The 22258-nt window shown below is 74.2% G+C and carries 20 protein-coding genes; 8 read left to right on the top strand and 12 right to left on the bottom strand.

Annotated elements, in window-relative coordinates; all coding sequences use genetic code 11:
• Positions 1–74: 74 nt before the first annotated feature.
• Positions 75–599 (bottom strand): gluconokinase, encoded by a 525-nt coding sequence (locus FB458_RS03980; protein WP_425460835.1) that lies wholly within the window; start codon positions 597–599, stop codon positions 75–77.
• Between the two features lie 231 nt (positions 600–830).
• Between FB458_RS03980 and FB458_RS03985 the strand changes: the two genes are divergently transcribed.
• From FB458_RS03985 to FB458_RS04000, 4 genes are read left to right on the top strand one after another with little or no spacing between them, the layout of a single operon-like run.
• Complete coding sequence (locus FB458_RS03985) at positions 831–1670, top strand: ABC transporter permease (RefSeq protein ID WP_246061056.1); 840 nt, start codon at positions 831–833, stop codon at positions 1668–1670.
• Positions 1663–2499 carry an ABC transporter permease gene (locus FB458_RS03990; protein ID WP_141846966.1) on the top strand — a complete coding sequence of 279 codons (837 nt, stop codon included), beginning with the start codon at positions 1663–1665 and terminating at the stop codon, positions 2497–2499. Before FB458_RS03985 ends, FB458_RS03990 begins: the two co-directional genes overlap by 8 nt.
• Position 2500: 1 nt before the next feature.
• Complete coding sequence (locus FB458_RS03995) at positions 2501–3496, top strand: ABC transporter ATP-binding protein (protein WP_141846968.1); 996 nt, start codon at positions 2501–2503, stop codon at positions 3494–3496.
• A gap of 28 nt (positions 3497–3524) precedes the next feature.
• Positions 3525–4196 (top strand): DUF2461 domain-containing protein, encoded by a 672-nt coding sequence (locus tag FB458_RS04000; RefSeq protein WP_141846970.1) that lies wholly within the window; start codon positions 3525–3527, stop codon positions 4194–4196.
• A 9-nt stretch (positions 4197–4205) separates the two neighbouring features.
• Here FB458_RS04000 and FB458_RS21765 read toward each other — a convergent pair whose 3' ends face one another.
• The 5 genes from FB458_RS21765 to FB458_RS04025 all read right to left on the bottom strand — a co-directional run bounded on the left by FB458_RS21765 (position 4206) and on the right by FB458_RS04025 (position 12474).
• On the bottom strand, positions 4206–5909 hold the full coding sequence (locus FB458_RS21765) for a copper homeostasis protein CutC (RefSeq protein ID WP_246061057.1): 1704 nt from the start codon (positions 5907–5909) through the stop codon (positions 4206–4208).
• A complete protein-coding gene (locus FB458_RS04010) occupies positions 5906–6421 on the bottom strand; it encodes an amino-acid N-acetyltransferase (RefSeq protein ID WP_141846971.1) in 516 nt (171 codons plus the stop codon). Before FB458_RS04010 ends, FB458_RS21765 begins: the two co-directional genes overlap by 4 nt.
• 138 nt (positions 6422–6559) lie before the next feature.
• Positions 6560–7279 (bottom strand): HpcH/HpaI aldolase family protein, encoded by a 720-nt coding sequence (locus FB458_RS04015; protein WP_141846973.1) that lies wholly within the window; start codon positions 7277–7279, stop codon positions 6560–6562.
• On the bottom strand, positions 7279–9426 hold the full coding sequence (locus FB458_RS04020; RefSeq protein ID WP_141846975.1) for a DEAD/DEAH box helicase: 2148 nt from the start codon (positions 9424–9426) through the stop codon (positions 7279–7281). Before FB458_RS04020 ends, FB458_RS04015 begins: the two co-directional genes overlap by 1 nt.
• 495 nt (positions 9427–9921) lie before the next feature.
• The gene (locus tag FB458_RS04025; protein WP_141846977.1) at positions 9922–12474 is read right to left on the bottom strand and encodes an ATP-dependent Clp protease ATP-binding subunit; all 2553 of its coding nucleotides are present in this window, start codon (positions 12472–12474) and stop codon (positions 9922–9924) included.
• 254 nt (positions 12475–12728) lie between these two features.
• Here FB458_RS04025 and FB458_RS04030 point away from each other — a divergent pair, with 254 nt between their 5' ends.
• Positions 12729–14072, top strand: a complete 1344-nt coding sequence (locus tag FB458_RS04030) for a cytochrome P450 (RefSeq protein ID WP_141846979.1) — start codon at positions 12729–12731, stop codon at positions 14070–14072.
• A 22-nt stretch (positions 14073–14094) separates the two neighbouring features.
• On the opposite strand, the gene FB458_RS04035 is transcribed toward FB458_RS04030, so the two are convergent.
• Together FB458_RS04035 and ku are read right to left on the bottom strand one after the other, a co-directional pair.
• Positions 14095–15075 (bottom strand): Fpg/Nei family DNA glycosylase, encoded by a 981-nt coding sequence (locus FB458_RS04035; RefSeq protein ID WP_141846981.1) that lies wholly within the window; start codon positions 15073–15075, stop codon positions 14095–14097.
• A complete protein-coding gene (ku, locus tag FB458_RS04040) occupies positions 15075–15986 on the bottom strand; it encodes a non-homologous end joining protein Ku (RefSeq protein ID WP_141846983.1) in 912 nt (303 codons plus the stop codon). Before ku ends, FB458_RS04035 begins: the two co-directional genes overlap by 1 nt.
• Before the next feature lie 143 nt (positions 15987–16129).
• On the opposite strand from ku, the gene FB458_RS04045 reads away from it, so the two are divergent.
• The 3 genes from FB458_RS04045 to ligD (FB458_RS04055) are packed head-to-tail and all read left to right on the top strand — an operon-like array spanning position 16130 to position 18585.
• Positions 16130–16651, top strand: a complete 522-nt coding sequence (locus FB458_RS04045; RefSeq protein WP_141846985.1) for a GNAT family N-acetyltransferase — start codon at positions 16130–16132, stop codon at positions 16649–16651.
• A 46-nt stretch (positions 16652–16697) separates the two neighbouring features.
• Positions 16698–17669 carry a non-homologous end-joining DNA ligase gene (ligD, locus tag FB458_RS04050; protein WP_141846987.1) on the top strand — a complete coding sequence of 324 codons (972 nt, stop codon included), beginning with the start codon at positions 16698–16700 and terminating at the stop codon, positions 17667–17669.
• On the top strand, positions 17662–18585 hold the full coding sequence (ligD, locus tag FB458_RS04055) for a non-homologous end-joining DNA ligase (protein ID WP_141846989.1): 924 nt from the start codon (positions 17662–17664) through the stop codon (positions 18583–18585). Before ligD (FB458_RS04050) ends, ligD (FB458_RS04055) begins: the two co-directional genes overlap by 8 nt.
• 109 nt (positions 18586–18694) lie before the next feature.
• Here the strand turns inward: ligD (FB458_RS04055) and FB458_RS04060 are convergent, their stop codons facing one another.
• The 4 genes from FB458_RS04060 to FB458_RS04075 all read right to left on the bottom strand — a co-directional run bounded on the left by FB458_RS04060 (position 18695) and on the right by FB458_RS04075 (position 22240).
• Complete coding sequence (locus tag FB458_RS04060) at positions 18695–19039, bottom strand: histone-like nucleoid-structuring protein Lsr2 (RefSeq protein ID WP_141846991.1); 345 nt, start codon at positions 19037–19039, stop codon at positions 18695–18697.
• Between the two features lie 116 nt (positions 19040–19155).
• Entirely contained in the window at positions 19156–19344 is a 189-nt protein-coding gene (locus FB458_RS04065; RefSeq protein ID WP_141846993.1) for a lysyl-tRNA synthetase, read from the bottom strand.
• A gap of 1 nt (position 19345) precedes the next feature.
• Entirely contained in the window at positions 19346–20869 is a 1524-nt protein-coding gene (lysS, locus tag FB458_RS04070) for a lysine--tRNA ligase (protein ID WP_141846995.1), read from the bottom strand.
• 9 nt (positions 20870–20878) lie between these two features.
• Positions 20879–22240, bottom strand: a complete 1362-nt coding sequence (locus FB458_RS04075) for an MFS transporter (RefSeq protein WP_141846997.1) — start codon at positions 22238–22240, stop codon at positions 20879–20881.
• Positions 22241–22258 lie beyond the last annotated feature (18 nt).

The raw sequence follows: 22258 nt of genomic DNA on the forward strand, positions 1-22258 counted from the left end.
CAGGGCACGGCTGAACCGGTTCGGATGCGGTACAACGTGAGTCCGGAGCGCGACACCCGGGGACGGACGGCCGGTCAGGGGGTCGGGTGCTCCACCGGTGCGGCGAGGCCGAGGGCGAGGACCACGGCGTCGAGGACCGCCTCGGGCGAGCCGTCGCCGGGGACGGTGACGCCGGGCTCGTCGGGCTGCAGCGGCTCGAGGGTGTCGAGCTGGCTGGTCAGCAGCGACGCCGGCATGTAGTGGTCGGGGCGGTGCTCCATCCGGTCGTGGATCTTCGCGGCCGGTGCCGTGACGTGGCAGAACCGCACGCTCGGATGGCCCTCGCGCAGCAGGTCGCGGTACTCGCGCTTGAGCGCCGAGCAGGTGACGGCGGCCGGACGGTCGGCGGCCTCCTGCTCGCCGATCCAGTCGGCGACGGTGCGCAGCCAGGGCCAGCGGTCCTCGTCGGTGAGCGGGGTGCCGGCGCGCATCTTCGCCACGTTGGCCTCCGGGTGGAAGTCGTCGCCCTCGGCGAACTGCCAGCCCATCCGCTCGGCCAGCCCACGGGCGACCGTGGTCTTGCCCGAGCCGGAGACTCCCATGACGACGACCGTGTCCACGCGATCAGCCTAGAGCGGGACGCCGTACGGCGGCGCGGCCGTCCAGATGGGCGTCCCACCCCTGCGCCCTGACTTGACGCAGCGTCGAGCCACTCGACGCGGGGTGCACCCTGCGTCGAGTGGCATGACGCTGCGTCAAGCACACCCCCCGCCCACCCTCACCGACCCCCGCGCTCGGGCGTGGCGGAACGCGTTGCGCAGCAACGGGATCCGGGCTAGGTTCTCGCTCTTGTGCGCGCACTCACGGGGGGAGTGGCCGGGGGACCGGTCGGTGAGCTGCGCACCCTCGGCCTGCTCGTGCGGGCCGGCTTCCGCCGGGAGACGACGTACACGGCGGCGATGTTCGCCGGCCTGTTCACCAACGTCGTCTTCGGCTTCATCCGCTCGGCCATCCTGCTCGCCGCCGTGGCCGCGGCGGGCGGCACCCTCGCCGGGTACGACGCCGGCTCGGTCGGCGCCTACGTGTGGCTCTCGCAGGGGCTCATCGGCGCCGTCACGCTGACCGGGACGGCGGAGATCGCCGAGCGGGTGCGGACCGGCGACGTCGCGGTCGACTTCGTCCGGCCGGTCGACGTCCAGCTGGCGCACCTGGCCACCGACCTCGGCCGGGCCGCCTACACGACCATCCCGCGCGGTCTGCCCAGCGTGGCCGTCGGCGCGCTCACCGTCGGTCTGGTCATGCCGGCCCAGGTGCTGCCCTACGTCCTCGGCGCGCTCAGCGTCGTCCTCGCCGTCACCTTGAGCTTCCTCGTCCGGTTCGCCGTGAACCTCGTCGGGTTCTGGGTCGTCGAGACCCGTGGCATCACCACGCTGTTCACCGTCGCGTACGGGTTCCTCTCCGGGCTCTACGTCCCGGTCCACCTCTTCCCCGGATGGCTCGGCGTCGTCGCGACGGCCACCCCGTTCCCGTCGATCCTCCAGTCACCCATCGACGTGCTCTCCGGCCGGGTCCTCGACGGCGACGCCGTCCGGGTCCTGCTCGTCCAGGTCGGCTGGGTCGCCGCGGCGGCCCTGCTCGGCCAGGTGCTGCTGCGCGCCGGTCGACGCAAGCTGGAGGTGCAGGGTGGCTGAGCCCCACGCGGTCACGGCGGACCCGCGGCCCGGCCGCCTCGCGCCGTACGTCGACGTCCTGCGATCGCGCGTCCGCGCGCAGCGCAGCTACCGCACGTCCTTCGCCTTCGACCTGCTCGGCTCGCTGCTCGTCGGGCTGACCGAGCTCGGCGAGGTGTGGGTCGTCTTCCACAACGTGCCCGTCCTCGGCGGCCTCGACTTCCACGGGATCCTGCTCGTCTTCGGCCTCTCGAACCTCGCGTTCTCGCTGGCCGACATGCTCTTCGGCCACCTCGACCGGGTGCCGACCTACGTGCGCACCGGCACCCTCGAGGCGTTCTACCTGCGCCCGCAGCCGGTCCTCGCGCAGCTGATGGTCAGCGACCTGCAGCTGCGCCGACTCTCCCGCGCCGCGGTCGCGCTCGCCGCGCTCGTCGCCGGCCTGACCCTCAACGACATCGCGTGGTCGCCGCTCACCGCGCTGCTGCTCGTGCTCAGCGTGCTCAGCGGGACGGCGATCTTCGGCGGCCTCTTCGTCTCCGCGGGCGCGCTGCAGTTCCGGCTCGTCAACGGCGCCGAGGTGACCAACAGCTTCACGTACGGCGGCTCGTACGCCTCCGCCCAGCCGGCGGCCATCTACCCCACCGCGCTCAAGGTGACCTTCGGCTACCTCGTCCCCGTCGTCTTCGTCGCCTATCTTCCGGCGCTGCTCCTGCTCGGGCAGCCCGGTCCGTCGCTGCTGCCGGCCTGGCTGGGGTGGTGCACGCCCGTGGCCGCGCTGTGGGTGTGGGGCACGGCCCTGCTGCTCTGGCGCGACGGCACCCGGCACTACCAGTCAGGAGGAGGCTGAGATGTCCCAGGAACCCGCTTCTCACGATCTCGTCATCGAGCTCGACGGGCTGACCCGGACGTTCGTGCGCCGCAGCGGACCGCTGCTGCGTCGGCGCCGCACCGACGTCACCGCGGTCGCCGACATGACCTTCACCGTCCGCGCCGGCGAGTCGGTCGGCTACATCGGCGCCAACGGCGCCGGCAAGTCGACGACGATCAAGATGCTCAGCGGCATCCTCGTGCCGACCTCGGGGACGGTGCGCACCTGCGGTCTGGACCCGCTGCGGCAGCGGCGCGAGCTGGCCCGGCACATCGGCGTCGTGTTCGGGCAGCGCTCCCAGCTGTGGTGGGACCTGCCGCTGCACGAGTCGTTCGCCGTGCTCGCCTCGATCCACCGGCTCCCGTCCGGCGAGGCCCGCGCCCGGACCGCCCAGCTCGTCGAGCAGCTGGAGATGGGCGACACCCTCGACACCCCCGTGCGCCAGCTCTCGCTCGGGCAGCGGATGCGCGCCGAGATCGCCGCCGCGCTGCTGCACCGGCCGCGGCTGCTCGTCCTCGACGAGCCGACGATCGGCCTCGACGTCCTGTCCAAGCAGCGGCTGCGCGAGTTCCTCGTCGCCGAGCGCGCCGAGCACGGCACGACGCTGCTGCTGACCACGCACGACATGGGCGACGTCGAGCGGCTCTGCGAGCGGGTGCTCGTCGTCGACCACGGCCGGCTCGCGTACGACGGCTCGCTGCCCGGTCTCGCCCGCACCGTCGGCGCCCGGCGGGTGCTCGTCGTCGACCTCGCCGAGCCGGTGCCGGACCTGGGCCCGCTGCTGCCCGGGTCACCGGTCGAGCACCTCGGCGACGAGGGCGGCGGTCTGCGCCACCGCATCGCCTTCGACGCCGAACGGGTCACCGCCGCGCAGCTGCTCGCCGCCGTCGGCGCCCGCGCCGAGGTGCGCGACCTGTCGGTCGAGGAGCCCGACATCGAGGACGTCGTCCGGCGGATCTACTCGGCCACCCGGTGAGGGCACCGGGGCGCCGTACGATCGGGGCGTGAGCACGCCCCGGGCGGGCGGGATCCCCGCCGACGCCGTCGCCTTCTACGCCGAGCTGGTCCAGCACAACGAGCGCGCGTGGTTCCAGGCCAACAAGGCGCGGTACGCCGCCTCGGTGCGCGAGCCGCTCGTCGCGCTCACCGACGCGCTCGCCGACGAGTTCGGCGAGCCGAAGGTCTTCCGGCCGCAGCGCAACCTGCGGTTCTCGGCGGACAGGACGCCGTACAAGGACAGCCAGGGCGCGATCCTCCAGGTGGTCGAGGGGCTCGGCTACTACGTGTCGGTCGGGCCGGACGGCCTGACCACCGGCGGCGGGATGATGCACCTGTCCCCCGACCAGCTGCGGCGGTTCCGCGCCGCGGTCGACGCCGTCGACAGCGGCGAGCAGCTCGCCGGCATCGTGGAGTCGTTGCGCCGCCAGGGCTTCGGGATCGGCGGGGAGGTGCTCAGGAGCCGCCCGCGCGGCGTGCCGGCCGACCACCCACGCGTCGACCTGCTCGCCCACAAGAGCCTCATCGTGTGGGTCGACCACGGCACGCCCGCGTGGATGTCGACGCCACAGGTGGTGACGACGGTGCGCGCCCAGTGGCGGCTCGTGCGCCCGGTCGTCGAGTGGGTCGCCGAGCACGTCGGCGACGCGCAGGAGCCGCACACCAGCCTGCCCCGCTGACGGGACGGCTCAGCCGAGGAGGTCGGCCACGCGCCACCGCTCGACGACGTCGTCGCGGCCGGCGGCCCTCAGGCCGAGGACGGCCGCGCCGATCCGACCCGCCTCGGTCCCGAGCGGCGAGAGCCGCACCGGCGGCGCGTCGCGCCACGCGAGCAGCCCGGCGAGCCGGGTCCGCAGCGGCTCGAGCAGCCGGTCCCCCGCACGCGAGAACCCGCCGGTGAGGACGACGACCCGCGGGTCGAGCAGCAGGGTCACCGTCGCCAGGCCCTGCGCGAGCGCGCGGACCGCGTCGTCCCAGACGCCCGCCGCGACCGGGTCCTCGTCCAGCCGCGCGACGACGGCGGCGGCGTCGAGGCCGGGGAGCCCACCGGCGGCGGCGTACCGGCGGGCGAGGCCGGCCCCGGAGCAGTAGACCTCGAGGCAGCCGCGCTGCCCGCAGGTGCACGGCTCGCCGTCCTCGACGACGGGGATGTGGCCGAGCTCGCCGGCGGTGGTCTGCGCGCCGGTCACGGCGTGGCCGCCGGTGAGGATGCTCGCGGCGACGCCGGTGCCGATGGAGACGAGCACGGCGTCGCCCTCCCCCGCCGCGGCGCCGAACAGGCTCTCGGCCAGGCCGGCCGAGCGGACGTCGTGGCCGACGGCGACCGGCAGCCCGAGCTCGTCCGCGAGCCGCGGCCCGAGCGGCAGGTCGCTCCAGCGCAGCGTCGAGGCGTAGCGGACCACCCCGGCCGGTTCGTCGACCATGCCCGGCGTGGCGACCCCAGCGCCGAGGACGACCAGACCGCGGTCGGTCGCCTCGCGGCGCAGGGCGAGGAGCAGGTCGGCCAGGTGCCGGTACGACGCCTCGCCGCTGTCCCCCGAGCGGGCGTCGCGTCGGACGACGACGCGCCCGCGGTCGTCGACGAGCGAGGCCTTGAACGCGGTGCCGCCGGCGTCGACGGCGAGGACGGCCCACGCGTCGGGTGCGGGGGCGGCGCGCGGGGTGGGGGCGGGCCGACCGACGGCGGCGACGAGGGCGCGGACGACGTCGACGTCGGTGTCGAGGGTGCCGTCGCCGCGGTCCGACGGGGCCTGCGCGCGCAGGTGGACCTCGCCGACGCCGGTGCCGGCGACGAGCGCGGCGACGGTGCCGGGTCGCACCGCGCCGCCGGCGAGGACGGCCGGCCCACCCGCGCGCGAGCGCTCGACGAGCCGGGCGAGGGTCGTGGCCCCCTCGGCCGCGGTGGCGGCGCCGCCGGAGGTGAGGACGCGGACGACGCCGAGGTCGCGCAGGGCGTCGTACGTGCGCTCGAGGTCGGGGGTCTCGTCGACCGCCTTGTGCGCGGTGACGGGGAGCGGCGCGGCGGCCTCGACGAGCCGCCGCATCGCGGCGACGTCGAGCGAGCCGTCGGTGGTGAGGACGCCGGTGACGACGCCGACGGGGACCCGCGCCCCCGCCGCCGCCGCCCGCAGGTGGGCGACGTCGGCGAGCATGACGTCGAGCTCGGCCCGCGAGTAGGCGAAGTCGCCACCGCGGGGGCGGACCATGACCTGGACGCCGACGCGGGTGACGGCGGCGAGGACGGCGCGGACCATCCCGGCGCTCGGGGTCGTGCCGCCCCGGCCGAGGTCGGCGCACAGCTCGACGCGGTCGGCGCCACCGACCTCGGCGGCGAGCGCGCCGGCGACGTCGTCGACGCACACCTCGACGAGCACCCGCACCGGATCGCTCACAGCGACAGCAGCATCCGGGTGTTGCCGAGCGTGTTCGGCTTGACGCGCTCGAGGTCGAGGAACTCGGCGACGCCCTCGTCGTACGAGCGCAGCAGCTCGGCGTAGACGGCCGGTTCGACAGCCTGCCCCTCGATGACGACGAAGCCGTGGCGGGCGAAGAAGGCGGTCTCGAAGGTGAGGCAGAAGACCCGCTCGACGCCGATGGCGCGGGCGTCGTCGAGCAGCGCGGTGAGGACGGCGGAGCCGACGCCGCGGCCGTGGACCTCGGGCGTGACGGCGAGGGTGCGGACCTCGGCGAGGTCCTCCCACATGACGTGCAGCGCGCCGCAGCCGACGACCTCGCCGTCGAGCTCGGCGACCCGGAACTCGTGGACGGCCTCGTAGTAGGCGACCGCGTCCTTGGCGACGATCCGCCGGGTCTGCGCCTCGGGCGCGACGATCCCGCGGATCGTGCGCACGTCGGGGGTGCGGGCGCGGCGGACGACCAGGGAGTCGGGGGCGGCGGGGCTCACGGTGGCCCAGCATCCCAGAGCCGGCGCGGCACCCCGGAAGGCGCCCCGGTCGGGTCGGTCGAGCCCCGCGAATCGGGTTCGGCCCGCTCGGCTCGGGTCACGACCCGAGCCGGGTGGGCCGAATCCGATTCGGGTCGGTCAGCGCAGCGCGTCGAGCGCGGCGGCGGCACCCGCGGCGGTGGCGGCGCGGTCGGTCGTCACGGCGACCCAGTCGAAGCCGAGCTCGCGCAGCCGGGCGGCGCGGGCCGGCTCGCCGGCGTAGGCCCCGGCGCGGACACCGGCGGCGCGGCACGCGGCGACGACCCGGGGCAGCGGGCCGTCGGGACCGTCGTCGGCGAGCAGCGACGCGACGTCCGTGCCGAGGGCGAGCGACAGGTCGAACGGGCCGACGAAGACGACGTCGACGCCGTCGGTGGCGGCGATCGCCTCGACGTCGTCGAGCGCACCGCGGGTCTCGACCATGACGGCGAGCAGGGTGCCGGCGTCGGCGGCGGCGAGGTCGCCGAGGACGCCGTACGCCGCCCGGATGGGGCCCATGCTGCGCCGGCCGCGGGGCGGGTAGCGCACCGCCTGCACGGCGCGCTCGGCGTCGGCGGCGTCCTCGACGAGCGGGACGACGACGCCACCGGCACCGGCGTCGAGCGCCCGGCCGACGAGCCCGAGGTCGAGGGCGCGGACCCGGACGAGGACCTGCGCCGCGCGGTCCTGGAGGAGGTCGAGCGCGCCGAGGACGCGCGCGTCGTCCCACCGCCCGTGCTGCGCGTCGAGGCAGACCCAGTCCAGGCCGCCGTCGAGCAGGTCGCCGGCGGTGACGGCGCTGTCGCCGAAGCAGAAGGCGCCGTACGACGGCTCGGGCATCAGGCCCGCTCCGCCTCGAGGGCGGTGCGCAGCAGGTGGACGAGGGCGTCGAGCTGGACCGAGTCGCCGGTGCCGACCTCGACGTCGTGGCCGTCGAGGGCCCGTGCGGCCAGGCCCTGCTTGGCGTCGATGAGCTCGGCGATCCGGCTGTCGATGGTGCCGGCGGCGAGGATCCGCCAGGCGGTCACCGGCTCGTCCTGGCCGATGCGGTGCACGCGGTCGATGGCCTGCTGCTGCTCCGCGGCGGTCCAGGACAGCTCGGCGAGGACGACGTTGGAGGCGGCGTGCAGGTTGACCCCGACGCCGGCCGCGGTGAGCGAGCAGACGATGACGCCGACCTCGGGGTCCTTCTGGAACGCGTCGATGGCGACCTGGCGCTGGTTGGTCGAGTGGTCACCGCGCAGGGAGACCGACTTGACGCCGCTGTCGCGCAGCATCTCCTCGGCCCGGTCCATGACGTCGATGTGCTTGGCGAAGAAGACGACCTTGCCGACCGAGCGCGCCAGCTGCGCGGCGTAGTCGGCGGCGAGCGTCGCCTTGCCCTGGCCGATGCGGCGGACCATCGAGAAGACGTTCTCGCCCTTCTCGCCGGGGGTGCCGTTCTCCAGCTCGCCAGCGGCGACGCGGCGCATGAGCGCCTCGTCGGGGGCGACGCCGTACTCCTCGCCGTGACCGGCCTCGAGCAGGCGCTTGTACGTCGCCACGAGGCGGCGGGTGAGCTCGCGCTCGGCGGCGCGGATGCTGCGGCCGACCTCCTCGTCGAGCTCGACGGGCAGGTCGACGACTCGCTTGTCCGGCAGGTCCTTGGCGACGTCGACCTTGCGGCGCCGCACGATGCCCATGGAGACGACGGCCTGGCGGGCCTCGGGGTAGAAGCCGCGCTCGGCGGGGGTGCGGCCGATGGCCTCGAGCTTGTGGACGAGCTCGGCCGTCGGCTTCTTGTCGCCGACCCAGCCGAGGAAGCGCCAGATGGCGTGGAAGTCCTCGACGTCGTTGATGAGCGGGGTGCCGGTGAGGGCCATGAGGAGCGGGTTGCCGCCGGGCGTGCCCTCGCGGATGCGGTCGGCGAGGGTCAGCACGTGCTGCGAGCGCTGCGAGCTGAGGTTCTTGATGAAGTGCGCCTCGTCGACGACCATGCCGCGGAAGCCGAGGCTGGACAGCCAGGAGAGGTGCCGGTCGAGGACGGCGTAGTTGACGATGAAGACGTCGGCGAACGCGTCGACGTCGGCCCCGTCGCCGCTGATGAGGGTGACCTTGCGCTGCGGGGTCCAGCGCTTGACCTCGCGGGTCCAGTTGATCTTGACGACGTTGGGCACGACGCACAGCAGCGGGTAGGCGCCGGCGACGGACGCGGCGATGACGGACTGGGCGGTCTTGCCCAGGCCGGGCTCGTCGGCGAGCAGGAAGGTGCGGTGGCCCTGCCGGACCTTCTCCACCAGCTGCGCCTGGTGCTTCATCAGGTGCTGGCCGGGCGGGGAGAAGTGGTCGAACTCGGGGACGGGCGGGAGCGCCATCGTCGCGGCCGTGCCGCCGGCGCCCTCCTCGAAGGCCCGGTACAGCGGGTCCATGAGGTTCCAGCCGGTGAGCACGCCGCCGGCGTCGGCCTCGGTCGGGCGCGGCTCGAGGTCCGGCGCCAGGAACGGGGTGGCGAGGGCACGGGCGGGCACGGAGCGGGGCACGACCTGCTTGGCCGCCAGCTCGGCGGAGACCGGCGGGGCCTTGCGCGGCTGCGGGGTCTCGATGACGAGGTCCTCGGGCGCGAGCTGGGCGCCGGACTCCAGCAGCCAGTCGCGGCGCATCCGCTGCGCGGCCGGGCCGGGGGTCGCCTTCTCGTCGAGCAGGGCGATGAGGCTGGTGTCGCGGGCGGCCGTGCGGGCGAGGATCGTCGCGATGCCGTCGAGGCGCTTGAGCAGCTCGGCGCGGACCGCGCCGGGCAGCTGCGTGCTCTCGCGGATCCAGGCGCGCTGCTCGCGCACGAGCAGGGCGATGACCTGGAACTTCGTGCGGTTCGTGGGGCCGACCTTGCCGCCGCCCGCCTTGGCCTCGACCTCACGGACGCGGCGGGCGAGGACGGGGATGATCGGCGCGGGGTCGGCGCCCTTGTACCCGGAGCCCTGGGAGGCTCGCTGGCGGTCGATGGTCGGCATGTTCCTCCTGAGCGGGCCGGGACCCCCGAGGGGCCCGGCGAGAACGACCGTGGGCCGACCGACGTGGTCGGACCGCTCCCGCCGGCGGTGCCGTCCGCGGCGAGGTGCGTCCCCGGCGGTCCCGGCGCCGGGGTGGACCGTTCCGGGCGGTCGCGCATCGAGGGACGCGGACCAGGCAGGACCGGAGACGGACGGCCAGGGCCGAGTCGATCGGGTGCCCTGTGCCACCTTCAATGTACCCGCTCCGGGCGCCCGGACCTACCCGGACCCACCGAACGGGACAGCCCCTGCCTGGCCGGGCGGCGGGGTCGGCGCGGCGACACCGGGAGAGCGCGAGGCCTCCCCGGGCGCGCTATGCCGTGCCCCACCCCCTGGGGCACGGCATAGTCGCCGCAGGTCAGGGGCCCGCGAGCGGTCGCCACGCGCGCCTGCCGGGGACGCGACGACGCCCCCGGCCGGGGGCCGGGGGCGTCGTACGAGGTGGTGCCGGTGGCGTCAGGCCGAGGCCGCGCCCGAGGAGTCCTGCGGTCCGCCGACGGTGTCGATCGGCGGGGTGTCCGGGATCTCCGGGAGGGTGTCCTCGCGCTTGCTGCCCTCGAACGTGAAGGTCGCGTCCTTCTCGTCGCCGGTGGCGCCGACGAGGACGAACTCGCCCGACTTCAGCTCGCCGTAGAGGATCTTCTCGGACAGGACGTCCTCGATCTCGCGCTGGATGGTGCGGCGCAGCGGCCGGGCACCGAGCACGGGGTCGTAGCCCTTCTTGGCCAGCAGGTTCTTCGCGCCGGTCGTCAGCTCGATCCCCATGTCCTTGTCCTTGAGGCGGACGTCGAGCTTGGCGATCTCGAGGTCGACGATCGAGACGATCTCCTCCTGGCTCAGCTGCGGGAAGACGATGATGTCGTCCACGCGGTTGAGGAACTCCGGGCGGAAGTGCTGCTTGAGCTCGTCCTGGACCTTGGCCTTCATCCGGTCGTACTCGCTGCGCGAGTCCGGGCCGGCGGAGAAGCCGAGGGCGCCCTTGGAGATGTCCCGGGTGCCGAGGTTGGTCGTCATGATGATGACGGTGTTCTTGAAGTCGACCATCCGACCCTGCGAGTCGGTGAGGCGGCCGTCCTCGAGCACCTGCAGGAGCGAGTTGAAGATGTCCGGGTGGGCCTTCTCCACCTCGTCGAAGAGGACGACGGAGAACGGCTTGCGGCGCACCTTCTCGGTGAGCTGGCCACCCTCCTCGTAGCCGACGTACCCGGGCGGGGAGCCGAAGAGCCGCGAGACGGTGTGCTTCTCGCTGAACTCCGACATGTCGAGCTGGATGAGGCTGTCCTCGTCGCCGAAGAGGAACTCGGCGAGCGTCTTGGCCAGCTCGGTCTTCCCGACGCCGGTGGGGCCGGCGAAGATGAACGAGCCACCTGGACGACGCGGGTCCTTCAGGCCGGCGCGGGTGCGGCGGATCGCCTGGGACAGCGCCTTGATGGCGTCGTCCATGCCGACGATGCGCTTGTGGAGCTCGGCCTCCATGTTGAGCAGGCGGCTGGACTCCTCCTCGGTCAGCTTGAAGACCGGGATGCCCGTCGAGGCGGCGAGCACCTCGGCGATCAGCTCCTCGTCGACCTCGGCGACGACGTCCATGTCACCGGACTTCCACGCCGCCTCGCGCTCGGCGCGCTGGGCCACGAGGGTCTTCTCGTCGTCGCGCAGGCGCGCGGCCTTCTCGAAGTCCTGCCCGTCGATCGCCGCCTCCTTCTGGCGACGCACGTGCGAGATCTTCTCGTCGAACTCGCGCAGGTCCGGCGGAGCGGTCATCCGGCGGATGCGCAGCCGCGCGCCCGCCTCGTCGATGAGGTCGATCGCCTTGTCCGGCAGGAAGCGGTCGTTGATGTAGCGGTCGGCCAGGTTGGCCGCGCTCACCAGCGCGCCGTCCGTGATCGAGACGCGGTGGTGCGCCTCGTAGCGGTCGCGCAGGCCCTTGAGGATCTCGATGGCGTGCGCGAGGTTCGGCTCGGCGACCTGGATCGGCTGGAAGCGCCGCTCGAGGGCCGAGTCCTTCTCGATGTGCTTGCGGTACTCGTCGAGCGTCGTGGCACCGATGGTCTGCAGCTCGCCGCGGGCCAGCATCGGCTTGAGGATGCTCGCCGCGTCGATCGCGCCCTCGGCGGCACCGGCACCGACGAGGGTGTGGATCTCGTCGATGAAGATGATGATGTCGCCGCGGGTGCGGATCTCCTTGAGGACCTTCTTCAGCCGCTCCTCGAAGTCACCGCGGTAGCGGCTGCCGGCGACGAGCGCGCCGAGGTCGAGGGTGTAGAGTTGCTTGTCCTTGAGGGTCTCCGGGACCTGGCCGCGCACGATGTCCTGCGCCAGGCCCTCGACGACGGCGGTCTTGCCGACGCCGGGCTCGCCGATGAGGACGGGGTTGTTCTTCGTGCGGCGCGACAGGACCTGCATCACGCGCTCGATCTCCTTCTCGCGCCCGATGACCGGGTCGAGCTTGCCCTCGCGCGCCGCCTGGGTGAGGTTGCGCCCGAACTGGTCGAGCACCAGCGAGCCGGCCGGGGTGCCCTCGGCCTGCTGGCCCTGGCCGACGCCGGCGCCCGCCTTCTCGGCCTGGCCGCCCTGGTACCCGGCGAGGAGCTGGATGACCTGCTGGCGGACCTTGTTGAGGTCGGCGCCGAGCTTGACGAGGACCTGGGCGGCGACGCCCTCGCCCTCACGGATGAGGCCGAGCAGGATGTGCTCGGTCCCGATGTAGGTGTGGCCGAGCTGGAGGCCCTCGCGCAGCGAGTACTCCAGCACCTTCTTGGCCCGCGGCGTGAAGGGGATGTGCCCCGTCGCCGCCTGCTGGCCCTGGCCGATGATGTCCTGCACCTGCTCGCGCACCGCGCCGAGCGAGATGTCGAGGTTCTCGAGGGCCTTGGCCGCCAGCCCCTCACCCTCGTGGATGAGGCCCAGCAGGATGTGCTCGGTGCCGATGTAGTTGTGGTTGAGCAGGCGGGCTTCCTCCTGCGCCAGCACCACGACCCGTCGGGCCCGGTCGGTGAATCGTTCGAACATCGCCAAAGCTCCCTACCCTTGTCGAGATACCTGAATGGTATCCGTGACGACTGACAGGCCCACCCGTCGTCCCGGTCCGTGAGGACCGGAGGGGGCCGGGTGGCTGCACACCACGCAACGAGGGCCTGGGACAGCCTGTTCCGTCCCTGAGCCGAACGGGCGCAGGTTTCGCCCTGGGCGGATTAACCGCCACCCCGGGCCCGCCCCCGCGTCGACCCCTCGACAGCCCTGGTTACCGAGAGTAGGTTCCGGTCATGGCCCTCCCGACCGCCGCCGCCCAGGCCGTCCGCGCCCCCGTCGCGCCCGTGCAGCGCCGCCTGCGCTGGGTCCTCCAGCACGGGGTGCTGCGCTACGGGCTGGCCCGCGGCACCCGCGCCGGCAACGTCGCCGCCCGCGTCATGTACGACCCGGCCGTCGTCGCGGACCCGTACGCCGCCTACGAGCACCTGCGCGGGCAGGCGCGGCTGGTGAGCAACGGCCTCGTCCGCAGCGCGCACGACCACGACCTCGTCGCCGCCGTGCTGCGCAGCCCCGACGTCGTGACGATCGGCGGCTTCCGGCCCCCGCCGCTGCTGCGCGGCCTGACCCGGCTGGCCGGCCGCGGCCCGGCCGGGCCGGTGGAGAAGCCGTCGCTGCTCGCCGTCGACGGCCTCGACCACGCCCGGATGCGCAAGATCGTCATCCGCTCGTTCTCCGCCAAGGCGGTCGCGCGGCTGCGGACCCGCACCGAGGCGATCGCCGCGGACCTGCTCGACGGGCTGGAGGCCGCCGGCGCCCGCGGGGGCGCCGACCTCGTGCGCGACTACGCCGGCCTGCTCCCGGCGACGGTCATCGCCGAGATGCTCGGCGCGCCCACCGACATGCGCGCCCAGTTCCTGCACTGGGGCGCCGGCGCCGCCTTCTCGCTCGACCCGGGCATGGTCTACCCCGACTTCCGCCGCTCCGAGAAGGACATCGCCGAGTTCGAGCGCTGGATGCGCGGCCACGTCGAGCGGGTGCGGCGCGACCCGGTCCCCGGCACGATCCTCGCCGACCTCGTCGCCGCGAGCGACGAGCAGGGTGCGCTCGACGACACCGAGCTCGTCGGGGTCGCCATGCTGCTGCTCGCCGCCGGCTTCGAGACGACGGTCAACCTCATCGGCAACGCGGTCGTCCTGCTCCTGGCCGACCCCGACCAGCTGGCCCTGCTGCGGGAGCACCCCGAGCACTGGGAGAACGCGGTCGACGAGGCGCTGCGTCTCGAGTCCCCCGTGCAGCGCACCGCCCGGGCCGTCGTCCGCGACACCGAGGTCGCCGGCGAGCAGCTGCGCGCGGGGCAGCTCGTGGGCCTCGTCCTCGCCGCGGCCAACCGCGACCCGCGGGTCTTCGAGGACCCGGCCCGCTTCGACGTCACCCGGGCCAACGCCGCCGCCCACCTCGCGTTCTCGGGCGGCCCGCACTACTGCCTCGGTGCGGGGCTGGCCCGGATGGAGGCCGAGGTGGCGCTCCGCGCGCTGCTCGACCGCTTCCCCGACCTCGCCCTCGACGGCCCGCCGCGGCGGCGCCGTACCCGCGTCCTGCGGGGGTACGACGCCATGCCGGTGCGGCTGCGCGGCTAGGCCCCGCCGACCGGGCGCCGGCTCAGCGGCGCCGCTGGCAGCGGCCGCACCAGAACAGGTTGCGGCCGGCCACGATCCGGGTGCGCACCCGCGACCCGCACACGACGCACGGCTCCCCCGCGCGCCGGTAGACGTGGTAGCGCCGCTCGAACCCGGCCGTCGCGCCGGCGTCGTCCTCGTCGAGGCCGGCGCCCTCGCTGTCGTCGGCGAGGTCGGCGGCCGACTCGTCGGACACCGCGGCGGCGAGCACCCCGGCCGGCCCGGACATCACCCGTCGGGCCGAGTCGGTGTGGACGGCGACGAGCACCGGCACCTCGTCGCGGGCGACGAGCTCCTCGGCCTCGAGGACCTGGTCCTCCATGGTGAGGATCTGGTTGAAGGCGACGCCGAGCGGCAGCAGCCGCACGAGGTCGTCCCAGATCGCGCGCCAGGTCTCGGGGCGGATCTGCCGGCCGGGACGGAACGGGTCGACGCGGTGCCGGAAGAGCACCTCGCACCGGTAGACGTTGCCGACGCCGGCGAGGACCGACTGGTCCATGAGCAGCTCCGCGACGGACCGGCCGGAGCGGTGCAAGCGGGTCCACGCCTGCTCGGGGTCGGCGTCGGCGCGCAGCGGGTCGGGCCCGAGCTTGGCGACGATCGCCGCGACCTGCTCCGGCGTGACGACCTGGCACACCGTCGCCCCGCGCAGGTCGGCGACGTGGGTGTCGGTGAGCAGCCGCAGCCGCACCGCACCCCACACCGGCGGCGGGCCGGACGGGGCGTCGTACCGCTCGACGGAGAACTTGCCGATGAGCCCGAGGTGGACGTTGGTCGTCAGCCCGCCCTCGTGGTCGAGGAAGAGGTGCTTGCCGTACGCCGTCGCCCGCTCCAGCCGGCGCCCGTCGACGAGCGCGGCGCCGTCGGCGAACCGTCCCTGGGGTGAGGTGGCCTGCGGCCGGGAACCGGCGAAGGCAGCGTCGAGGGCCTGCGCCAGCCGGTGCAGGGTGTGGCCTTCGGGCACTAGCTGGCCTTCTTGGCGGCGGTCTTCTTGGCGGTCGTCCTCTTGGCCGCCGTCTTCTTCGCCGCGGTGGTCTTCTTCGCCGTCGTCGTCTTCGCCGGCTTCTCCTCGCGGTCGGCGACGGGCTCGCCGCGACCGGCCTTGGCCCGGTCGACGGAGCGCTGCAGCGCGGTGAGCAGGTCGACGACCTCGCCCGAGGTCTCCGGCGCGGCCGGGCGCTCGGTCACCTCGCCACCGTCGAGCTTGGCCTTGACCATCGCCTCGACGGCCTGCGCGTAGTCGTCCGCGAACTCGCTCGGGTCCCAGTCGCCGGCCAGCGACTCGACGAGCATCGTCGCCATCGCCAGCTCCTTCTCGGTGGCGTGGCCGACGTCGTCGAGGCTGCCCATGAAGTCGGTCGCACGGATCTCGTCGGGCCACAGCATCGTCTGCAGGACGATCGCGCCGTCGCGCACGCGCAGGACCGCCATGTTCTTGCGGCTGCGGATCGCCACGGTGACCAGGGCCATCCGGTCGGCCGCCTCGAGCGCGTCGCGCAGCAGCGCGTAGGCCTTCCCGGCACCCTTCTCCGGCTCGAGGTAGTACGGACGGTCGAGCAGCAGCGGGTCGACCTGCTCGCTGGGGACGAACTTCTCGACCGCGATCTCCTTGCTGCTCTGGTTGGGCAGCTCGCGCAGGTCCTCGTCGGTGATGACGACGACCTGGCCGTCCTCGGTCTGGTAGCCCTTGGCGATGTCGTCGTACGCGACCTCCTCGCCGTCGATCGAGCAGACGCGCTTGTAGCGGATCTGCCCACCGTCCTCGCGGTGGACCTGCCGGAAGGAGATGTCGTGGTCCTCGGTGGCCGAGTAGAGCTTGACCGGCACGTTGACCAGGCCGAAGGAGACGGCCCCCTTCCACATCGCGCGAGGCATCGGCTCGCCCTTTCCCCCACGCCGGCGGCGGCGCGAGGCTCCCAGCATCCCCCACGGCGCCGACACCGCTCAACACCTCGGGCCCCGCACGTGCGCCCGTCCCCACCCGACGCCGTACGGCGACCCGTGGCAGGGTCGGGCGCGTGAGCGCCCCGCCCGCGACCATCGCACCCCTCGAGCCCCGGCACTGGCCGGCCGTCGAGGCGATCTGGGCGGCCGGGATCGCCGGCGGCCACGCCACCTTCGAGCCCGCCCCGCCGACCTGGGGGGCCTTCGACGCGGGTCGGCTCCCGGGCCAGCGCTGGGTCGCCCTCGACGGGCACGACGAGGTGCTCGGCTGGGTCGCGGCGTCCCCCACCTCGACCCGCCCCGCCTACCGCGGCGTCGTCGAGCACAGCGTGTACGTCGCCCCCTCCGCCGCCGGTCGCGGCGTCGGGCGGCTGCTGCTCGAGGCGCTCGCGGCCTCCACCGAGGCGGCCGGGATCTGGACGGTCCAGTCGGCGGTGTTCCCGGAGAACGCGGCCAGCCTGGCGCTGCACGCCCGGTGCGGCTTCCGGGTCGTCGGCCGCCGGGAGCGGGTCGCGCTCATGCCGGTCGGCCCGCTCGCCGGGCGCTGGCGCGACACCGTCCTCGTCGAGCGGCGCAGCCGGGTCGTCGGGGTCTGACCCCCGAGTCGGGCACGGGCCCGTCGGCCCGGTGTTGGATGGGGCCATGCGCCCGATGCTCGCGAGCCCGTCGCCGCGGGTGCCGCGCGGGGCGCAGTGGGTGCACGAGGTCAAGTGGGACGGGATGCGGGCGCTGGCCGACGTGTCCGTCCCCGCGGCCGGCGGCCCGTCCCGGCTGCGGCTCGCGACCCGGACCGAGCGCGACGTCACCGTCGCCTTCCCCGAGCTGGCCGGGCTCGCCGACACCTTCGAGGACATGCTGCTCGACGGCGAGGTCGTGCTGCTGCGCGGTGGGGTGCCGTCGTTCCAGGCCCTCGCCGAGCGGTTCCACGTCACCAGCGCCCGACGCGCATCGACGCTCGCCGCCCGGGCACCGGTCACCTTCATGGTGTTCGACCTGCTCCGCCTGTACGGCGTCCCGCTGCTCGACCGCACGTGGGAGGAGCGGCGCGCCACCCTCGAGCGGCTCGAGCTGGCCGGGCCGCACTGGCAGGTGCCGCCGGTCTTCGACGACGGCGAGCTGCTGCTGGACGCCACGCGCGAGCAGCACCTCGAGGGCGTCGTGAGCAAGCGGCGCGGGTCGCCGTACCGGCCGGGGGTGCGCAGCGAGGACTGGCTCAAGCTGCCGCACCGCACGGCGGTGTCGGTCGTCGTCGGCGGCTGGATGCCGGAGAAGGGGTCGCCCCGGCTCGGGGCGGTGCACGTCGGCGTGCCCGGTCCGGACGGCCTGGTCTACCTCGGGCGGGTCGGCAGCGGCCTGGCCGGGAAGGTCGGCGAGGCCCTCGCCCGCGAGCTCGCGCCACTGACCCGGGAGGCGTCGCCGTTCAGCGGCGAGCTGCCCCGCGAGGACCGGGTCGGCGCGACCTGGGTGGAGCCGGTGCTCGTCGCCGACGTCGAGGCGCTCGCCGTGACCACCCAGCCGCGGCTGCGCCAGCCGTCGTGGCGGGGGCGGCGGCCCGACCTCGAGGCGGGCGACGTCGACCCGGCCGACGTGCTGGAGGGGCTGCGCCGTGCCTGAGGCCCAGAAGGTCACCGTGGAGGTCGCGGGTCGGCGGCTGGCCGTGAGCAACCTCGACAAGGTGCTCTACCCGGCGACGGAGACGACCAAGGGCGAGGTGCTGCACTACTACGCGCAGGTCGCGCCGACGCTGCTGCGCCACCTCGGCCGGCGACCGGTGACCCGGATCCGCTGGCCGCACGGGGTGGAGGGGCCGAGCTTCTTCGAGAAGAACCTGCCGTCGGGGGTGCCGTCGTGGCTGCCCCGGGTGACCCTGTCGAGCCACGGCCGCGACGCGTCCGCGCACCCGGACCGCGACTCCGTCACCTACCCGCTCGTCCTCGACCTCGCGGACCTCACGTACCTGGTCAACCTCGCTTCGCTCGAGCTGCACGTGCACCAGTGGCAGGTCGACGACGACGGCGCGCCACGGCCGCCGGACCGGCTCGTCATCGACCTCGACCCGGGCACGGGCGCCGGGCTGGAGGAGTGCGCGCGGGTCGCCCTGTGGGCGCGGCCGCTGCTGGCCGACATGGGTCTGACCCGGCTCGTCCCGGTCACCAGCGGCAGCAAGGGGATGCAGGTGTACGCCGCCCTGCCCGGCACCCACGACGCGGACGACATCCGGGCGCTGGCCCAGGCCCTCGCCCAGGAGATGACGGCCGCGCACCCCGATCTCGTCGTGTGGAAGATGACGAAGTCGCTGCGCCCGGGCAAGGTCCTGCTCGACTGGAGCCAGAACACCGCCGCGAAGACGACGGTCTGCCCCTACTCGCTGCGGGGGAAGGCGGCGCCGTACGTCGCCGCGCCCCGCACCTGGGACGAGGTGGAGCAGGGCGCGGCCGGCCGGCGGTTCGAGCAGCTGCTCATGGACCAGGTGCTGGAGCGGGTGGCGGAGCACGGCGATCTCGCGGCCGAGCTCTTTCCGGGCGGATAGTCCGCGGGGTCCGTGACGGTCCATGACGATCCGTGTCCGGACGAAAGACACGGAAAAGGGTGCCGCGCTCGGAAAGCGGCACCCTTTTCCGTCGAGAAGCGGCGAGACGTCAGCCGTGGGCCTTGTCGTAGGCCTCCTGGACCTGGGCCGAGACGCGGCCGCGGTCGCTGACCTCGTAACCGTTGGACCGGGCCCACTCGCGGACCTCGGACAGGTCGGTGCGCTTCGGGGAGGACCCCGCCGAGGAGGTCTTGCGGCCGCCTGCCGCCTTGCGGGCACCGCCGCTGCGCCGGGCGTGCCCGACCCAGGTGGCCAGCGCGTCGCGCAGCTTGCCCGCGTTGTCGTCGTTGAGGTCGATCTCGTAGTTGACGCCGTCGAGGCCGAACAGCACCGTCTCGCTGGCCTCGCCCCCGTCCACGTCGTCCTCGAGGACGACCTGCACACGCTGAGCCATTGACGAACCCCTTTTCCTGAGAATTCTCGGAGATGGTTTCTTCCGGCACCAAAAGGCCAGAAGTGATCCCGGTGGCGGGGATCACCAGGAGCGTAGCAAAGAATGAATAGCGAATGCTATTCGTTCGACTTCTGCGGGGGATTTCCCTTTTTCTCCTCGTCCGCGTGCTCGCGTTCCCACTGGGCATGGGCGATGCGTTCACTGCGGTCACCCTCGAGGATGTTCTTGATGAGGAAGTAGAAGAGGACCGTCACCGCGACGGTGGGGAACAGCGCCGCGATGTAGGGGAAGGCCGCGTCCCACATCTCAGCGGCCCCCGCCCGGCAGCGGCTTGAGCAGGGGGAAGAGGATCGTCTCGCGGATGTTCGCGCCGGTGAAGAGCATGACCATCCGGTCGATCCCCAGGCCCAGCCCACCCATGGGCGGCGCCCCGAGCTCGAGGGCGCGCAGGAAGTCCTCGTCGAGCTGCATGGCCTCCGGGTCACCGCCGGCGGCGAGCAGGGACTGGGCCGTGAGGACCTCGCGCTGCACGACCGGGTCGACGAGCTCGGAGAAGCCGGTGCCCCGCTCGACGCCGCCGATGATGAGGTCCCACGCCTCGATGAGGCCGGGGGCGCTGCGGTGCGGGCGGGCCAGCGGCTGCGCCGAGGCCGGGTAGTCGCACAGGAACGTCGGCTGGAGCAGCGTCGGCTCGACGAGCTCGCCGAGCAGCTCGAGGGCGACCTTCTCGGCGCCCCACGCGGGGTCGAGCGGGACGTCGTGGGCGGCGGCGTGGCGGCGCCAGTCCTCCAGCGGGGTGTCGATGGTGACGGTCTCGCCGAGGGCCTGGGACAGGCCGTCGTACACCGGCAGCCAGCGCCACTCGCCGTCGAGGTCGACGGTGCCGGCGGGGGTCTGCACCTGCCGGGAGCCGAGCCGGTCGGCGACGGCGAGGTAGAGGTCGCGCATGAGCGCGGCGATGGAGGTCTGGTCGCCGTACGCCTGGTAGGCCTCGAGCATCGTGAACTCGGGGCTGTGGGTGGAGTCGGCGCCCTCGTTGCGGAAGATGCGCCCGAGCTCGTAGACGCGGTCGACGCCGCCGACGACGGCCTTCTTGAGGTTGAGCTCCAGCGCGATGCGCAGGGTCATGTCCTGGTCGAAGGCGTTCATGTGCGTGCGGAACGGGCGCGCGGCGGCCCCGCCGTGGATGAGCTGCAGGACGGGGGTCTCGACCTCGACGTAGCCCTGCTCGTCGAGGGTCGCACGGACGGCGGCGTTGACGCCGGCGCGCAGGCGGACCATGTCGCGGGCCTCCTGGCGCACGACGAGGTCGGCGTACCGCTGCCGCACGCGGGACTCCTCGGACAGGTCCTTGTGCAGGACCGGCAGCGGGCGCAGCGCCTTGCTGGCCATCGCCCACGAGGTGGCCATGACCGACAGCTCGCCGCGGCGCGAGGAGATGACCCGACCGGTGACGGCGAGGTGGTCGCCGAGGTCGACGAGGGCCTTGAAGTCGGCGAGCGACTCCTCCCCCACCTCGGCGAGGCTGAGCATGACCTGCAGGCGGGTGCCGACGCCCTCCTGGAGCGTGGCGAAGCACAGCCTGCCGCCGACGCGGACGAAGACGACGCGGCCGGCGACCGTGACGACGTCCTGGGTCTCCTCGCCGGGCTCGAGGTGGGCCCACTGCTCGCGCACGTCGGCGAGGGTGTGGGTGCGGGCGACGTCGACGGGGTACGGCGCCGTGCCGGCGTCGAGCATCCGCTGCCGCTTCTCGCGCCGGACCCGCAGCTGCTCGGGCAGGTCGCTCGCCTGCTCGACCGGGGCGTCGGTGGTGGTCACGTCGCTCACCCCTCCAGGCTACGGGGCCGGGCCGGGTGGTCCGGACGGGGCGTCGGCGCCCGGGTCGAGCCGGGCCGAGCGGAACGGCGAGGCGGCGAGCAGGGCGGCCGAGAGGGCGAAGGCGGCCGCGGCGACCAGCAGGACGGGGCGCGGGCCGATCCGGTCGGCGGCGACGCCGGCCAGCGGCGCGCCGACAACGAGGACGGCCCGGTTGAGCGAGCGCATGGTCGTGTTGGTGCGGGCCTGCAGGCCGTCGGGGGTGAGGGCCTGGCGCCAGGCCATCTCGTGGCTGTTCGACGTGCCGATGCCGAACCCGTGCAGGGCCTGCGACGCGGCGAGGACCGCGAGCGCCGGCCAGCCCGCCGTCCCGACCCCGGCCAGGACGAGGGTCAGCGCGCCGGCCGTCGAGACGAGGTGGGCGGCGACGACGGCGCCGCCGGTGCCGAGCCGCCGGCCGACCGCGGTGGAGCCGAGGGCGCCGGCGAGAGCGCCGAAGCCGGCGGCCGACCCGGCCAGCCCCAGCTGGGCGGGGCTGAGGGCGAGGTCGCGCAGGACGTACGGCGCGAGCACCGCCGCCATCGCCGCCGCCCCGACGAACCACACGTGGGTGGCGATCGCGAGGGTGCGCAGCCCGCTGTCGGCGTAGACCCACCGCAGGCCCTCGACGACCTCGCGCCGCAGGCGCGGGAGCGGCCGTTCGCGCCGGTCCGCGGGCCCCTGACCTGCGGGGACTATGCCGTGCCCCACCGGGTGGGGCACGGCATAGCGCGCTCCCGACCCCTGTCCCGACCCCTGTCCCGCCCCCTCGTCGACCCGCAGCCGGGCGAGCAGCCCGGCCGAGACGACGTACGACGCCACGTCGACGAGGACGGCGAGCGGCGCCCCGACGGCCTGGACGAGCAGGCCGCCGAGGGCGGGGCCGGCGTTCTGCGCGACGGCGTCCGCCCCGTCGACCCGCGCGTGCGCCCGCTGCAGCTGCCCGCGCGGGACGAGGCGGGGCACGAAGGCCATCGACGCCGCCCCGTTGACGAGCGACACCGCCCCGTAGAGCAGGACGACGACGAGCACGACCGGCAGCGTGAGCCGCCCCAGCCACCACGCGAGCGGCACCGCCAGCAGCAGCACCCCCTGGGCCAGGTCGGTCGCGACGAGCACGGTCCTCCGCCGGCGGACGCGGTCGACGAGGGCGCCGACGACCAGCCCGAGGACGAGGTACGGCAGCCACCGCGACGCGGTCAGCCACCCGACGGCGGTCGCGTCGCCGCCGAGGTCGACGACGACGAGCGCCTGCAGCGCCAGCAGCGTGACCGAGGTCCCGACCCCCGACACGGCGTCGGCCAGCCAGAACCGCCGGAACGCCGCGGGCAGCCGGTGGGTCACGTCTGCGGCGGCCCGAGG

This window comes from Lapillicoccus jejuensis, from assembly GCF_006715055.1.
Taxonomy (GTDB): domain Bacteria; phylum Actinomycetota; class Actinomycetes; order Actinomycetales; family Dermatophilaceae; genus Lapillicoccus; species Lapillicoccus jejuensis.

Coding starts and splice junctions, on each gene's coding strand:
- FB458_RS04025 (WP_141846977.1), bottom strand. CDS start 12,474: ATGTTCGAACGATTCACCGACCGGGCCCGACGGGTCGTGGTGCTGGCG.
- FB458_RS04015 (WP_141846973.1), bottom strand. CDS start 7,279: ATGCCCGAGCCGTCGTACGGCGCCTTCTGCTTCGGCGACAGCGCCGTC.
- ligD (WP_141846987.1), top strand. CDS start 16,698: ATGCGCCCGATGCTCGCGAGCCCGTCGCCGCGGGTGCCGCGCGGGGCG.
- FB458_RS04060 (WP_141846991.1), bottom strand. CDS start 19,039: ATGGCTCAGCGTGTGCAGGTCGTCCTCGAGGACGACGTGGACGGGGGC.
- FB458_RS04065 (WP_141846993.1), bottom strand. CDS start 19,344: ATGTGGGACGCGGCCTTCCCCTACATCGCGGCGCTGTTCCCCACCGTC.
- FB458_RS04020 (WP_141846975.1), bottom strand. CDS start 9,426: ATGCCGACCATCGACCGCCAGCGAGCCTCCCAGGGCTCCGGGTACAAG.
- FB458_RS03995 (WP_141846968.1), top strand. CDS start 2,501: ATGTCCCAGGAACCCGCTTCTCACGATCTCGTCATCGAGCTCGACGGG.
- ku (WP_141846983.1), bottom strand. CDS start 15,986: ATGCCTCGCGCGATGTGGAAGGGGGCCGTCTCCTTCGGCCTGGTCAAC.
- FB458_RS04030 (WP_141846979.1), top strand. CDS start 12,729: ATGGCCCTCCCGACCGCCGCCGCCCAGGCCGTCCGCGCCCCCGTCGCG.